11 protein-coding genes are annotated in these 13,308 nt (G+C 54.7%); 2 read left to right on the top strand and 9 right to left on the bottom strand.

Annotation, left to right across the window (positions count from 1 at the left end; translation table 11 throughout):
• Positions 1–58 precede the first annotated feature (58 nt).
• The gene (gene lacA, locus RGV86_RS17970; protein ID WP_085460755.1) at positions 59–670 is read left to right on the top strand and encodes a galactoside O-acetyltransferase; all 612 of its coding nucleotides are present in this window, start codon (positions 59–61) and stop codon (positions 668–670) included.
• Positions 671–772: 102 nt separating this feature from the next.
• On the opposite strand, the gene cynX is transcribed toward lacA, so the two are convergent.
• From cynX to cynT, 3 genes are read right to left on the bottom strand one after another with little or no spacing between them, the layout of a single operon-like run.
• The gene (cynX, locus tag RGV86_RS17965) at positions 773–1,954 is read right to left on the bottom strand and encodes a cyanate transporter CynX (RefSeq protein ID WP_038809064.1); all 1,182 of its coding nucleotides are present in this window, start codon (positions 1,952–1,954) and stop codon (positions 773–775) included.
• A gap of 5 nt (positions 1,955–1,959) precedes the next feature.
• Positions 1,960–2,430 (bottom strand): cyanase, encoded by a 471-nt coding sequence (gene cynS / locus RGV86_RS17960; RefSeq protein ID WP_000616250.1) that lies wholly within the window; start codon positions 2,428–2,430, stop codon positions 1,960–1,962.
• 30 nt (positions 2,431–2,460) lie between these two features.
• The gene (gene cynT / locus RGV86_RS17955; protein WP_000658635.1) at positions 2,461–3,120 is read right to left on the bottom strand and encodes a carbonic anhydrase CynT; all 660 of its coding nucleotides are present in this window, start codon (positions 3,118–3,120) and stop codon (positions 2,461–2,463) included.
• A 110-nt stretch (positions 3,121–3,230) separates the two neighbouring features.
• Here cynT and cynR point away from each other — a divergent pair, with 110 nt between their 5' ends.
• Entirely contained in the window at positions 3,231–4,130 is a 900-nt protein-coding gene (gene cynR / locus RGV86_RS17950; RefSeq protein ID WP_085460442.1) for a transcriptional regulator CynR, read from the top strand.
• Positions 4,131–4,276: 146 nt separating this feature from the next.
• On the opposite strand, the gene codA is transcribed toward cynR, so the two are convergent.
• The 6 genes from codA to prpB all read right to left on the bottom strand — a co-directional run bounded on the left by codA (position 4,277) and on the right by prpB (position 13,149).
• Positions 4,277–5,560, bottom strand: a complete 1,284-nt coding sequence (gene codA / locus RGV86_RS17945) for a cytosine/isoguanine deaminase (RefSeq protein ID WP_085460441.1) — start codon at positions 5,558–5,560, stop codon at positions 4,277–4,279.
• Complete coding sequence (gene codB, locus RGV86_RS17940) at positions 5,550–6,809, bottom strand: cytosine permease (RefSeq protein WP_085460440.1); 1,260 nt, start codon at positions 6,807–6,809, stop codon at positions 5,550–5,552. The genes codA and codB overlap by 11 nt, the downstream gene beginning before the upstream one ends.
• A 235-nt stretch (positions 6,810–7,044) precedes the next feature.
• Positions 7,045–8,931, bottom strand: a complete 1,887-nt coding sequence (prpE, locus tag RGV86_RS17935) for a propionate--CoA ligase (RefSeq protein ID WP_137326114.1) — start codon at positions 8,929–8,931, stop codon at positions 7,045–7,047.
• A gap of 39 nt (positions 8,932–8,970) precedes the next feature.
• On the bottom strand, positions 8,971–10,422 hold the full coding sequence (gene prpD / locus RGV86_RS17930) for a 2-methylcitrate dehydratase (RefSeq protein ID WP_001275841.1): 1,452 nt from the start codon (positions 10,420–10,422) through the stop codon (positions 8,971–8,973).
• 506 nt (positions 10,423–10,928) lie between these two features.
• Positions 10,929–12,098 (bottom strand): bifunctional 2-methylcitrate synthase/citrate synthase, encoded by a 1,170-nt coding sequence (gene prpC, locus RGV86_RS17925; protein WP_085460439.1) that lies wholly within the window; start codon positions 12,096–12,098, stop codon positions 10,929–10,931.
• A 160-nt stretch (positions 12,099–12,258) separates the two neighbouring features.
• Positions 12,259–13,149 carry a methylisocitrate lyase gene (prpB, locus tag RGV86_RS17920; protein ID WP_000052203.1) on the bottom strand — a complete coding sequence of 297 codons (891 nt, stop codon included), beginning with the start codon at positions 13,147–13,149 and terminating at the stop codon, positions 12,259–12,261.
• Between the last annotated feature and the right edge of the window lie 159 nt (positions 13,150–13,308).

Below are 13,308 nucleotides of genomic sequence, written 5' to 3'. Positions count from 1 at the left end.
ATGTCGGATGCGGCGCGAGCGCCTTATCCGACCAACATATCAGGACGGAATGATCGCAATGAACATGTCGATGACAGAAAGAATAAAAGCAGGAAAGCTATTTACCGATATGTGCGAAGGCTTACCTGAAAAAAGACTTCGTGGGAAAACGTTAATGTATGAGTTTAATCACTCGCATCCAGCGGAAGTTGAAAAAAGGGAAAGCCTGATTAATGAAATGTTTGCCACAGTAGGAGAAAATGCCTGGATAGAACCGCCTGTCTATTTCTCTTACGGTTCCAACATCCATATAGGCCGCAATTTTTATGCAAATTTCAATTTAACCATTGTCGATGATTACACGGTAACGATCGGTGATAACGTACTGATTGCCCCCAACGTTACTCTTTCCGTTACGGGGCACCCGGTACACCATGAATTAAGAAAAAACGGAGAGATGTACTCTTTTCCGATAACGATAGGCAATAATGTCTGGATCGGGAGTCATGTGGTCATTAATCCAGGCATCACCATCGGGGATAATTCGGTTATTGGCGCGGGTAGCGTCGTCACAAAAAACATTCCACCAAACGTCGTAGCTGCGGGCGTTCCCTGTCGGGTTATTCGCGAAATAAACGACCGGGATAAGCAGTATTATTTCAAAGATTACAAAGTTGAATCGTCAGTTTAAATTATAAAAATTGCCTGATGCGCTTCGCTTATCAGGCCTACAAATTCAGTGATCTACGTTGGCCGCATCCGGCATGAACAAAGCGCAGGAACAGGCGTCGCCTCATGCCTCTTTGACCCACAGCTGCGGAAAACGTGCCGGTGCAAAGCGCAGGGTTATGATCATCAACCCAACAACGCACAGCGCATGAAACACCCAGTCCATCAGGTAATTGCCACTGATGCTACGCAGCACACCAGAAAACCAGGGAGCAAGCCCGGCGATAATAAAACCGATCCCCTGCATAAACGCCACCAGCTTGCCAGCAATACCCGGTTGCGCAGAGTGATCGAGCGCCAGCAGCAAACAGAGCGGAAATGCGCCGCCCAGACCTAAACCACACACCATCGCCCACAATACCGGCAATTGCAGCGGCAGCCAGATAAAGCCGCAGAAACCCACCAGTTGTAACGCCAGTGCCAACAGCAAAAGTTTGCGCCGATCCTGATGGCGAGCCATAGCAGGCATCAGTAACGCCCCCGCCGCTTGCCCAAGCGTCATCAACGCCAGCAAAGAACCGCTGTACTGCGCGCTGGCGCCAATCTCAATATAGAAGGCGGGTAACCAGGCAATCAGGCTGGCGTAACCGCCGTTAATCAGACCGAAGTAAAGTCCCAGCGTCCACGCGCGGGGAGTGAATACTACGCGAACCGGAGTGGTTGTTGTCTTGTGGGAAGAGGCGACCTCGCGGGAGCTTTGCCACCACCAGGCAAAGAGCGCAACAACGGCAGGCAGCGCCCACCAGGCGAGTGTTTGATACCAAATCTCGCTGTGTTGAACTAACCAGGGCGTCAGGGCGGCACCAAGTCCACCGCCGCCCATCAGAGCCGCAGACCACAGCCCCATCACCAGTGGCGTGCGCTGCTGAAACCGCCGTTTAATCACCGGAGGCATCACCGCCTGAATGATGCCGATCCCCACCCCACCGAGCAGTGCGCTGCTAAGCAGCAGCACACTTTGAGGGTAAAGCTCACGCATCAATGCACCGACGGCAATCAGCACCAGGCTAATGGCGACGCTGCGACGTTCGCTGACATGCTGATGAAGCCAGCTTCCGGCCAGCGCCAGCCCGCCCATGGTGACCACCGGCAGAGCCGTCAACAGGGCAGCCACGCTAAAGCTCATTCCGCTCGCCTGGCGCAATTGCGGTAGCAGTGGCCCGACGGAGGTGAGCAGTGGTCGCATATTAAGACCAATCAGCACCAGAACCAGCAGCATCGTGAACGTCTTTTGATGGTCGCGCATGGCTGTCAGAACGGTTTGGTCGGCAGATATTTGCCATCTAAAGTGATGACCGCGCGTTCGCCACCTTCCGGATCCGCCACCTTCTTGACGTCGAGTTTGAAGTTAATCGCGCTGATGATGCCATCGCCAAACTTCTCATGAACCAACGCTTTCAGGGTTGTGCCGTACACCTGCAACATTTCATAGAAACGATACATCGTTGGGTCGGTTGGAATACGGTCATCAATGCAGCCACGCAGTGGAATCATCTGCAACAGTAGAATGGCGTCTTCGTCGAGATCCAGCTTCGCCCCGACCAGGCGGGCGGCGTCGGCAGGAAGCGCCTGCTGCCCCAGCAAAGCAGCGGTCACGAAGGCTTCTGCCAGACCGGTGCCGTCGGCAAGCTCGGCAAATGAGAGATCTTTTTTCGCTTTGCTGAGCAGAATGGCATCGGCAAGATCAAGACGAATATTGCGGTTAATTTGCGACTGAATCATGGTAAATCTCCTGATGGTTTAAAAATAAGGTTACGCTGCGGTTGGCTGGCGTAGCGGTATGGCACAAACGCCGGGATTGGTTGCCAGTGGTACGAACTGGCGGGTTGCGCCGTCAAAGGCTGCGATACTGCCGCTTTCAATGTCGTAGACCCAGCCGTGCAGCGCGATCCGTCCCTCTTCGAGCGCCAGGCGCACCGATGGATGCGTTTGCAAATTAGCCAACTGAGCAATGACGTTTTCACGCACCATCGCCGCAGCTTTGGACGGTAAATCGCGATGCGGGCGCACCTCATTAACGACGCGGGCAGAATCGGCATAACGCAGCCAGTGGGAGACGGCAGGCATATGGTTCATGCACTGACAGCTGGCAATGGCGGTCATGGCGCCACAGTTGGAATGACCACAAATCACAATGTCAGATACCCGAAGCGCAGCGACGGCATACTCCACCGAAGCAGAAACGCCACCGGGTTCCGGCCCGTAGGAAGGGACAATATTGCCCGCGTTGCGAATAACGAACAGATCGCCAGGTTCACGTTGCGTCACAAGCTCAGGAACCAGACGGCTGTCGGAGCAGGAAATAAAAAGTGTGCGCGGGCTTTGTTGTGTCGCCAGCTGTTTAAACAAGGCTTCCCGCTCAGGAAATGCTTCGCGCTGGAATTTAAGAAATCCGTCAATAATCTCTTTCACCGTTAATCCTCTGTCTGTCTCTGGAATGAGAGGCAGACTACTCGCCGATTGTCATAAGGTAAAAGTCTCATTTATGATGAGTTCTATTGGATTTACTTATAGGTTGGCGAATGCTCTCTCGACATATCAATTATTTTCTTGCCGTGGCTGAACATGGCAGCTTCACCCGTGCCGCCAGTGCGTTACACGTCTCCCAGCCTGCACTTTCCCAGCAGATTCGCCAGTTAGAGGAGAGTTTAGGCGTGCCGCTGTTTGACCGTAGCGGGCGAACGATTCGTCTCACCGATGCGGGGGAAGTCTGGCGACAGTACGCCAGCCGGGCATTACAGGAACTGGGAGCGGGTAAACGGGCGATTCATGACGTTGCCGATCTGACGCGAGGATCGCTGCGTATCGCCGTCACTCCCACCTTTACAAGCTACTTTATCGGCCCTTTAATGGCGGATTTCTATGCGCGCTACCCCGGCATCACGCTCCAGCTACAGGAAATGTCGCAGGAGAAAATCGAAGATATGCTTTGCCGCGACGAGTTGGACGTTGGGATTGCCTTCGCGCCTGTGCATTCGCCGGAGCTTGAGGCAATTCCTCTACTGACAGAAAGTTTAGCGTTAGTCGTGGCGCAACATCATCCGCTGGCTGCCTGTGAACAGGTGGCGTTGAGTCGCTTGCATGATGAAAAACTGGTGCTGCTCAGCGCGGAATTTGCCACCAGAGAGCAAATTGACCACTACTGCGAGAAAGCGGGGCTGCATCCACAGGTGGTCATTGAGGCGAACTCAATTAGCGCGGTTCTGGAGCTGATTCGCCGCACTTCCCTTTCCACATTGTTACCAGCAGCGATTGCCACACAACATGACGGGCTTAAAGCTATTTCTCTTGCCCCGCCACTACTGGAGAGAACGGCGGTTTTGTTGCGGCGGAAAAATAGCTGGCAGACAGCCGCCGCGAAGGCATTTTTGCACATGGCGTTGGAGGAATGCGCGGTTGTTGGCGGGAATGAATCACGGTAGCCACTGACACAGGTCAGTGGCTGGAATTGCCTGATGCGCTACGCTTATCAGGCCTACGAGTTTAGTGCTCTACGTAGGCCGGATAAGGCGTTCACGCCGCATCCGGCATAAACTACGCTCGCTTTGTCAACACACAGCCCAGCCGATCACCGTTTGTAATCGATGGCTTCTGGCTGCTCCAGATACACGGTGGTTTGTGCCGGTTGTGTACTGGCAATCACCTTACCGCCACGAACCGAATAACGCACCGGAACCTGACGGCGCAGCGCATCAAACCCATTTTCAGCCGGCAGGATAATCAGGTTGGCGCTGTTTCCGGCGGCAATGCCGTAATCCTGCAAATTCAACGTTCTGGCGCTGTGGTGGGTGATTAAATTCAGGCCATCGTTAATCTGCCCGTAGCCCATCAGCTGGCAAACATGCAGCCCCATATGCAGCACTTGCAGCATATTCGCCGTTCCCAGCGGATACCACGGATCGAAGACATCATCGTGACCAAAGCAGACGTTAATGCCGGACTCCAGCATCTCTTTAACGCGCGTGATGCCGCGACGTTTTGGATACGTATCGAAACGCCCTTGCAGATGAATATTGACCAACGGGTTAGCGACAAAGTTAATACCGGACATTTTCAGCAAGCGGAACAGGCGCGAGGTATACGCCCCGTTATAGGAGTGCATTGCCGTGGTGTGGCTGGCGGTGACTCGCGCGCCCATTCCTTCACGGTGCGCCAGGGCGGCAACGGTTTCGACAAAACGCGACTGCTCATCATCAATCTCGTCACAGTGAACGTCGATGAGACAGTCGTATTTTTGCGCCAGGGCGAAGGTTTTATGCAGCGACTCCACGCCGTATTCACGGGTAAATTCAAAATGCGGAATCGCCCCCACTACGTCAGCCCCTAAGCGTAACGCCTCTTCCAGCAACGTTTCACCGTTGGGATACGACAAAATCCCTTCCTGCGGGAAGGCGACAATTTGCAGATCAATCCACGGCGCGACTTCCTGCTTCACTTCCAGCATTGCTTTCAATGCGGTCAGCGTTGCATCCGAAACATCGACATGGGTACGCACATGCTGAATACCGTTGGCAATCTGCCATTTCAGCGTTTGCCATGCGCGTTGTTTCACATCGTCATGGGTTAATAACGCTTTGCGCTCGGCCCAACGTTCAATACCTTCAAACAGCGTGCCGGACTGATTCCAGTTCGGTTGCCCGGCGGTTTGCGTGGTGTCCAGATGAATATGCGGCTCCACAAACGGCGGTAAAACTAAACCTTGTTCGGCATCCAGGCTATTTTCTGTTACGGGCATCACGCCGGATTGTGCATCAATGGCGCTGATTTTTCCGTCGTGCAGATGAATCTGCCACAGCCCCTCTTTGCCGGGTAAGCGGGCGTTAATAATGGTCTGTAAAGCGTTATTCGACACTGTTAGCCTCCACATGCGTCATTGTAGCTGTCGTTTTGCGATTCAAAATCGGGTTAAGGATCAGATAGCTCAGCGCGCCACCTAATACCGCGTTGACCGGAACAATTCCCGGTAACCAGTGGCCTGCGGCAATCCCCAGCGCGACAGCCAGAATCGCCACCCAATTGACACTCATCATACGCGTGGTCGCAAAGTGCTCATAGCGGCGACGGTTCATCAGATAGTCGGCGATGATCACGCCACCTACCGGAGGAATAGCTGCCGAAAGGAAGGTCAACCAGCCGACAAAATTGTTATACAGCCATAGTGCGCAGACCGTACCGATAATACCGTTAATCACCGAAAGGGTTTTGCTCGACATACCGGTAATGTTGGCGAAACCTAAACCTGACGCATACAGCGCGTTATCGTTGGTGGTCCAGATATTCAGCCCCAGCACCACAATCGCAGGCAGCAGCAAACCCTGAGCAATCATCACATCAGAGATATCCGCCATCCCCAGTGCCGCAGCGCCCGCCGCACCGAAAATAAACATCAACGAGTTGCCGAGGAAAAAGGCCACCATCGCCACCAGCACCGCCAGTTTGGCATTGCGACCAAACCGGACAAAGTCAGCGGTGAGCGTGCCCGCACTGATAAATGAACCGACAACCAGCGCCAGCGCGACATTGAAATCTAACGGTTGTGCGGGAACGACCGCTTTCAATGCATCCAGACCGCCCATGCCGTTAACGGCCAGCCACACGGAATAACCGCCCAGGCAGGCAATCGCCGGAACCGCAATTACAGACAGAACCGTCAGCGCCGAAATGCCAAAGAAGACGGTAACGGTCATCAGTAAACCGGAGACGGCAATCAGCAAATTGATATCCAGCCCGGTTGCCTTGCCCACCGGAATAGCAAACATCGCCACGCCGACGCCAAACCAGCCAACCTGAGTGCCCCCCAGCAGCAGTGAAGGCAGCCATGAGCCTTTGACACCAAACGAGAAGCGAGCAAGAAGATGGGTGGTCAGGCCGGTTTTTGCGCCAATGTAACCAAGAAATGAAGTGTAAATACCGAGGAGAAGATTACCAATGAGGACTGCGAGGAAGAAATCATGATAGCTAAGACCGGTTCCGAGAGTGCCGCCGGTCCACATACTGGCGGAAAAAAAGGTTAATCCCAGCATGACGAACGTCAATGCCAATACCCCTTTCCGCGCCGACTGCGGGACTGGCCCCTGGCTAAAGTTGTTATCTTGCGACACGAAATTCCCCCTTTTTGCTGTTTGAAACCCAAAAAATCCGCCGCATTCTATTCATCTGAAAATAAAAAGCAATCGTTTCCGTGGGGAAATATATTTTTTATATGAATGAATAAAAAAAGATGGGGAAAAATTTATCAGTGTAAAAACAGTGGGTAGGCATGATAAGACGCGTCAGCGTCGCATCAGGCATCTGCGCACGGTGTCGGATGCGGCGCGCGACGCATCCGACAATACCTTACTCTTCCATCGCCTGGCGGATCTGATCCAACGATGAAGGATCATCAATGGTCGTCAGATCCCCCGGATCGCGTCCTTCGCAAATCGCCTGGATCGTGCGGCGCAGCATTTTTCCGGATCGCGTTTTTGGCAATTGCGAGACAAACCAGACGTGCGCCGGGCGGCCAAAGTTGCCAATCTGGCTGTCCACCAGCGCCATAATCGCCTTCTCTTGCGAGTGCGCCACCTCACGGTCTTCCAGACTATCGCTCTCTTTCGGAATGACAAACGCCACCGCCACCTGCCCTTTCAGCGCATCTTTCACCCCAACCACCGCTACTTCGGCAACGCCCGGATGACTGGAAATACTCTCTTCAATCTCGCGCGTGCCCAGCCGATGCCCGGCAACGTTAATCACATCGTCGGTACGCCCGAGAATAAAGTGATAACCGTCAGCGTCGCGGATACCCCAGTCAAACGTGGCGTAAACCGGACGGGAAAACAGCGACCAGTAAGTCTTCACAAAGCGGTCGTCGTCGCCCCAGATGGTCTGAATACAGCCCGGTGGTAACGGTCCTTCCACCACCAGCATCCCTTTCTCGTTGACGCCGCACGGCTCGCCAGTGACTTCATTGAGCAACTGCACGTTGTAGCCATACATCGGCACGCCGGGGCTTCCCAGCCGCGTCGGCCTGTCGTCCAGACCGCGAGCAATCGCCATAATCGGCCAGCCGGATTCGGTCTGCCAATAGTTGTCGATCACCGGCACATCCAGCGTATTGCTCACCCAACTGGCTGTCGGCTCGTCCAGCGGTTCTCCTGCCAGATAGAGCACTTCCAGCGACGAAAGATCGTGTTTGCGAATTTCAGCGGTAGGGAATTTTTTCAGCACGCGAATGGCGGTCGGCGCTGAGAACATCCGGCTCACCTGATATTTCTCGACGATTTTCCACCACACGCCGCAGTCAGGCCAGGTCGGCAATCCTTCGTAAACAATGGTCGCCATCCCCGCCAGCAGCGGCGCGTAGACGATATACGAATGCCCTACCACCCAGCCGATATCCGACGCGCAAAAGAACACGCCACCCGCTTTGCCGCCAAAAATGGTTTCCATCGAGGTCGCCAGCGCCACCGCATAACCGCCGACGTCACGCTGCACGCCTTTAGGTTTGCCGGTCGTGCCGGAGGTGTAGAGAATGCAGGAGGTTTCGTTGGATTCCAGCCACGCCACCGGCACCCGCGCGCCGATGTGCTGATGGCGCAACGACGCGAAATCGACATCCCGCCCGCTGACGCGCGCCATTTTCGCCAGCCCGCGATCCACCAGCAAAACGTGGCGCGGCTGGTGCTGCGCCTGGCTTATCGCATCGTCGAGCAATTTTTTATAGGGAATGATTTTGCCGCCGCGCGCTCCGGCATCTGCCGAGACAATCAACACCGGTTTAGCGTCATCAATCCGCGCCGCCACGCTGTGCGAGGCAAAACCACCAAACACTACCGAGTGAATAGCGCCAATGCGCGCACAGGCCAGCAGGGTAATATGCGCTTCGGCAATCATCGGCATATACACCAGCACCCGATCGCCACGCTGCACACCCAGTGAGCGCAGCATTGACGCCACCGCGTTTACTTCGTCATGAAGCTGGCGAAAGGTAAAGGTGCGCTCTTCTTCTGTTTCCGAAGAGACGGCAATCAGCGCCAGCGCCTCTGGCTGTTTTTCCAGCCAGCGGTCGATGGCGTTGTGGCACAAGTTGGTTCGGCCTTCACAAAACCAACGGGCAAACGGCGGATTGCTGTGATCGAGCGTTTGTGTAAAGGGCGTCTGCCAGTCAATACGCTGAGCCTGCTCAGCCCAGAACTGCTCCGGTTCGTTAATCGAACGCTGATAAAATTCGCTAAAAGACATAATGCTCTCCTGTTGAACTTACGCCTTACCGCCGTTTACTTAAATGACGTACAGGTCGAGATACTCATTGACCGGCATCTGTTCCAGGCGAGTTCTGTCGAGAGAAACGTCCAGAATGCGCTGCTGCTGGCGAGTCGGGAACTGGCGCGCGAGATTGATTTTGAATTTATCGACCAGCTTCGGAATGCCATCCTGACGGCGGCGAGCATGACCAATTGGGTACTCCACCACCACTTCTTCAAAGCGCGTGCCGTCGGTGAACTCAAGGGTAATGGCATTGGCGATAGCGCGTTTTTCCGGATCGTGGTAGTCAGCGGTAAATGCCGGATCTTCAAAGCAATTGATCTTCTCGCGCAGGGCATCGATGCGTTTATCTTGCGCAACGTTATCTTCGTAATCTGCCGCCGTTAAGCGCCCGAACAGCAGCGGGATCGCCACCATGTACTGAATGCAGTGATCGCGGTCTGCCGGGTTATTGAGCGGCCCTTTTTTGTCGATGATGCGAATACAGGCTTCGTGGGTGCGAATGGTCACTTTTTCGATATCCGCCGCCGTTTTGCCTACTGCCTGCATCTGTTCATAGAGCGTCATCGCCGCTTCAACTGCCGTCTGGGAGTGGAACTCCGCCGGGAAGGAGATTTTGAACAGCACATTTTCCATAACGTAGGAACCATACGGGCGCTGGAAACGGAACGACTCGCCTTTAAAGGAGACGTCGTAGAAGCCCCACACCGGCGCGGTCAGGGCTGACGGATAACCCATTTCGCCGGTTTTCGCCATCAGTGCCAGACGTACCGCGCGGGAAGTGGCATCGCCCGCCGCCCAGGATTTGCGCGTGCCGGTGTTCGGCGCATGGCGATAGGTGCGCAGCGACTGACCGTCTACCCACGCCAGCGAAACGGCGTTGAGGATTTCCTCGCGGGTCAGGCCGAGCATTTCGGCGACCACGGCGGTGGAAGCCACTTTCACTAACAGAACGTGGTCGAGGCCGACGCGGTTAAAGGAGTTTTCCAGTGCAATACAGCCCTGAATTTCATGGGCTTTGATCATTGCGGTCAGCACCTGTTTCATGGTCAACGGCGCTTTGCCGCTGGCGACCGCGTTGCGCGAAAGCCAGTCCGCCGTTGCCAGAATGCCGCCGAGGTTGTCGGAAGGATGGCCCCACTCCGCCGCCAGCCAGGTATCGTTGAAATCGAGCCAACGGATCATCGCGCCGATGTTAAATGCCGCCTGGACGGGGTCGAGCTGGAACTGAGTTCCGGGGACGCGCACGCCGTTAGGTACGACGGTGCCGGGGACAATTGGCCCCAGCAGTTTTTTACAGGCCGGGTATTCGAGAGCTTCCAGACCGCAGCCGAGAGTGTCGAGCAGGCAGTAATGTGCGGTGTCGTAGGCCACTCTGGAGCTGATTTCGAAGTTCATTACGTAATCGACGATATCAATAATTTCGCGGTCGAATTCCGGGCGGATGTTGTTGATTTGAGCTGACATTGGGTACGTTTCCTTCGGATTTTTTATAAAGTTAAAGTGATTATTTTTTTACTCTGTTATCGAGAGTGAGTGTTTGCTTCTGAGCAGGCCTTTCCCCTCACCCTAACCCTCTCCCCGGAGGGGCGAGGGAACTGTCCGTGCACTCGGTCAAATGGAGCGCGTTTTTCCCCCTCTCCCTTCCGGGGAGTGAGCCGGGGCGAGGGAACTGTCCGTGCACTCGGTCAAATGGAGCGCGTTTTTCCCCCTCTCCCTTCCGGGGAGTGAGCCGGGGCGAGGGAATTGTTCGTGCACCCGGTCAAATGGGGCGCGTTTTTCCCCCTCTCCCTTCCGGGGAGTGAGCCGGGGCGAGGGAATTGTTCGTGCACCCGGTCAAATGGGGCGCGTTTTTCCCCCTCTCCCTTCCAGGGAGAGGGCCGGGGTGAGGGTCTGTGCTCGCACCTGAGCTGACCTTCCCCCTCACCCTAACGGGCAAATTGTGCACGCGGTTACCTCCTGCTCCGTTCTTCTTACTGCCGCTTATCCAGCGCGACAAACGGGCGGTCTTCCGGGCCAACATAATTGGCGGAAGGACGGATAATTTTGTTGTCCTGACGTTGTTCGATAATGTGCGCCGCCCAGCCAGTAACGCGGGCGATAACAAACAGTGGCGTAAACATCTCGGTGGGAACGCCCATCATGTTGTAGGAAACGGCTGAGAACCAGTCGAGATTGGGGAACATCTTTTTGCTCTCCCACATCACTGTTTCCAGGCGATCGGCAATGTGGTACATCTTCAGCGAGCCGCCTTCCTGCGAGAGCTGCTTCGCCACGCGTTTGATCACCTGATGACGCGGGTCAGCGATGGTATAAACCGGATGCCCAAAACCAATGACCACTTCTTTGTTTTCCACGCGTTTGCGGATATCTGCTTCGGCTTCGTCCGGCGTTTCGTAGCGTTGTTGGATCTCCAGCGACACTTCATTCGCCCCACCGTGTTTCGGCCCGCGCAGTGCGCCAATCGCGCCGATAATGGCTGAATACATGTCAGAGCCGGTGCCCGCAATCACCCGGCTGGTAAAAGTGGAGGCGTTAAACTCGTGCTCGGCGTACAGCACCAGTGAAATATGCATCGCCTTTTCCCAGCTTTGCGATGGCTTTTCGCCATGCAGCAGATGCAGGAAGTGACCGCCGATGGAATCGTCATCAGTTTCCGGCTGGATGCGTTCGCCGTTGTGGCTATAGTGATACCAATAGAGAAGAATCGAGCTAAGTGACGCCAACAGTTTGTCGGCAATATCCCGCGCACCAGAGACGGTGTGCCCCTCTTTTTCCGGCAGCGTGCAGCCGAGCGCGGAAACGCCGGTGCGCATGACATCCATCGGATGTGACGCCGCAGGTAAAGCCTCCAGTACAGTACGCACGTTAGCCGGTAAGCCACGTAGGGCTTTTAGTTTCGTTTTGTAAGCGGCGAGTTCGTCACGGGTCGGCAGTTTGCCGTGGATCAGCAGGTGCGCCACTTCTTCAAATTCGCAATGTTCCGCCAGATCGAGAATATCGTAGCCACGGTAATGCAGGTCATTGCCGCTTTTACCCACGGTGCTGAGCGCCGTATTGCCCGCCGGAACGCCGGAAAGTGCCACAGATTTTTTCGGTTTAATGACATGGGTATTGTTTTGCAGGATCGTTGTGTCGCTCATGTTGTCCTCGTCATTGTTATCATTTGTAGGGTCGGGATTATTGTCGGATGCGACGCCATGCGTCTTATCCGACCTACAGTTCAGTTCATCCCGTAGGCCTGATAAGTCGCGTCAGCGGCGCATCAGGCATCGGTTGTCGAATACAACCAACGGGCGTTTTTTATTTCGCCTGGTTACGGGCAAACAGGTCGTCGAGCTTCTCTTCGTACTGGTAATAGTTGATGCTTTCGTACAACTCGTTGCGGGTCTGCATGGTGTCGATCACGCTTTTCTGCGTGCCTTCCTGACGCAGGACGTTGTAGACATGTTCAGCGGCGCGGTTCATGGCGCGAAACGCTGAAAGCGGGTACAGCGCCATTGCAACATGGGCACTGCGTAATTCATCGGTAGTGAACAGGGGCGTTGCGCCAAATTCGGTGATGTTGGCGAGGATCGGCACCTGCACCGCATCGGCAAACTGGCGGTACATGGCGAGTTCGGTAATCGCCTCCGGGAACAACATCTCGGCACCGGCTTCAACGTAGGCCTGCGCACGCTCGATCGCGGCATCCAGCCCCTCTACCGCCAGCGCATCGGTGCGTGCCATGATCACAAAATCAGGATCGGTTTTCGCATCCACCGCCGCGCGGATCCGATCCACCATCTCTTCTTTTGAGACGATCGCTTTGTTCGGACGATGACCGCAGCGTTTCGCGCCGACTTGATCTTCAATATGTAAGCCTGCCGCCCCTGCTTTGATCATCGATTTCACGGTGCGGGCGACGTTAAAGGCCGAAGAGCCAAAACCAATATCAGCATCCACCAGCAACGGCAGCGAACAAACGTCGGTGATACGGCGAATGTCGGTCAGTACATCATCAAGGGTAGAAATACCGAGATCGGGCAACCCCAGCGAGCCTGCCGCCACACCGCCCCCGGAGAGATAAATCGCCTGATACCCGGCACGCTGTGCCAGCAGCGCATGGTTAGCGTTGATGGTGCCGACAATCTGCAATGGATTTTCTTTAGTGAGTGCAGCGCGAAAAGCTTTACCTGGAGAGTGTAGAGACATAGCACATCCTTTGTTATCAACTTGTTATTTGCGTTAATAAACACAAAGCAAGGGATGTGCCACAATTGCATGAATGTAATTAAATTTTTATTTTCAATAAGTTAATTTAAAATCCTTAATTTAATCCGCAAATATGCGTTTCAGTTAACGTTTCAGGCA

The sequence above is a fragment of the Escherichia ruysiae genome (genome assembly GCF_031323975.1).
Lineage (GTDB): Bacteria > Pseudomonadota > Gammaproteobacteria > Enterobacterales > Enterobacteriaceae > Escherichia > Escherichia ruysiae.
This window is presented reverse-complemented; position numbering and strand designations above follow the sequence as displayed.

Bases quoted from the DNA above. Each gene is read 5' to 3' on its own strand.
- prpE (WP_137326114.1), bottom strand. From the start codon at position 8,931: ATGTCTTTTAGCGAATTTTATCAGCGTTCGATTAACGAACCGGAGCAG.
- lacA (WP_085460755.1), top strand. From the start codon at position 59: ATGAACATGTCGATGACAGAAAGAATAAAAGCAGGAAAGCTATTTACC.
- prpC (WP_085460439.1), bottom strand. From the start codon at position 12,098: ATGAGCGACACAACGATCCTGCAAAACAATACCCATGTCATTAAACCG.
- prpB (WP_000052203.1), bottom strand. From the start codon at position 13,149: ATGTCTCTACACTCTCCAGGTAAAGCTTTTCGCGCTGCACTCACTAAA.
- cynX (WP_038809064.1), bottom strand. From the start codon at position 1,954: ATGCGCGACCATCAAAAGACGTTCACGATGCTGCTGGTTCTGGTGCTG.
- cynS (WP_000616250.1), bottom strand. From the start codon at position 2,430: ATGATTCAGTCGCAAATTAACCGCAATATTCGTCTTGATCTTGCCGAT.
- prpD (WP_001275841.1), bottom strand. From the start codon at position 10,422: ATGTCAGCTCAAATCAACAACATCCGCCCGGAATTCGACCGCGAAATT.
- cynR (WP_085460442.1), top strand. From the start codon at position 3,231: ATGCTCTCTCGACATATCAATTATTTTCTTGCCGTGGCTGAACATGGC.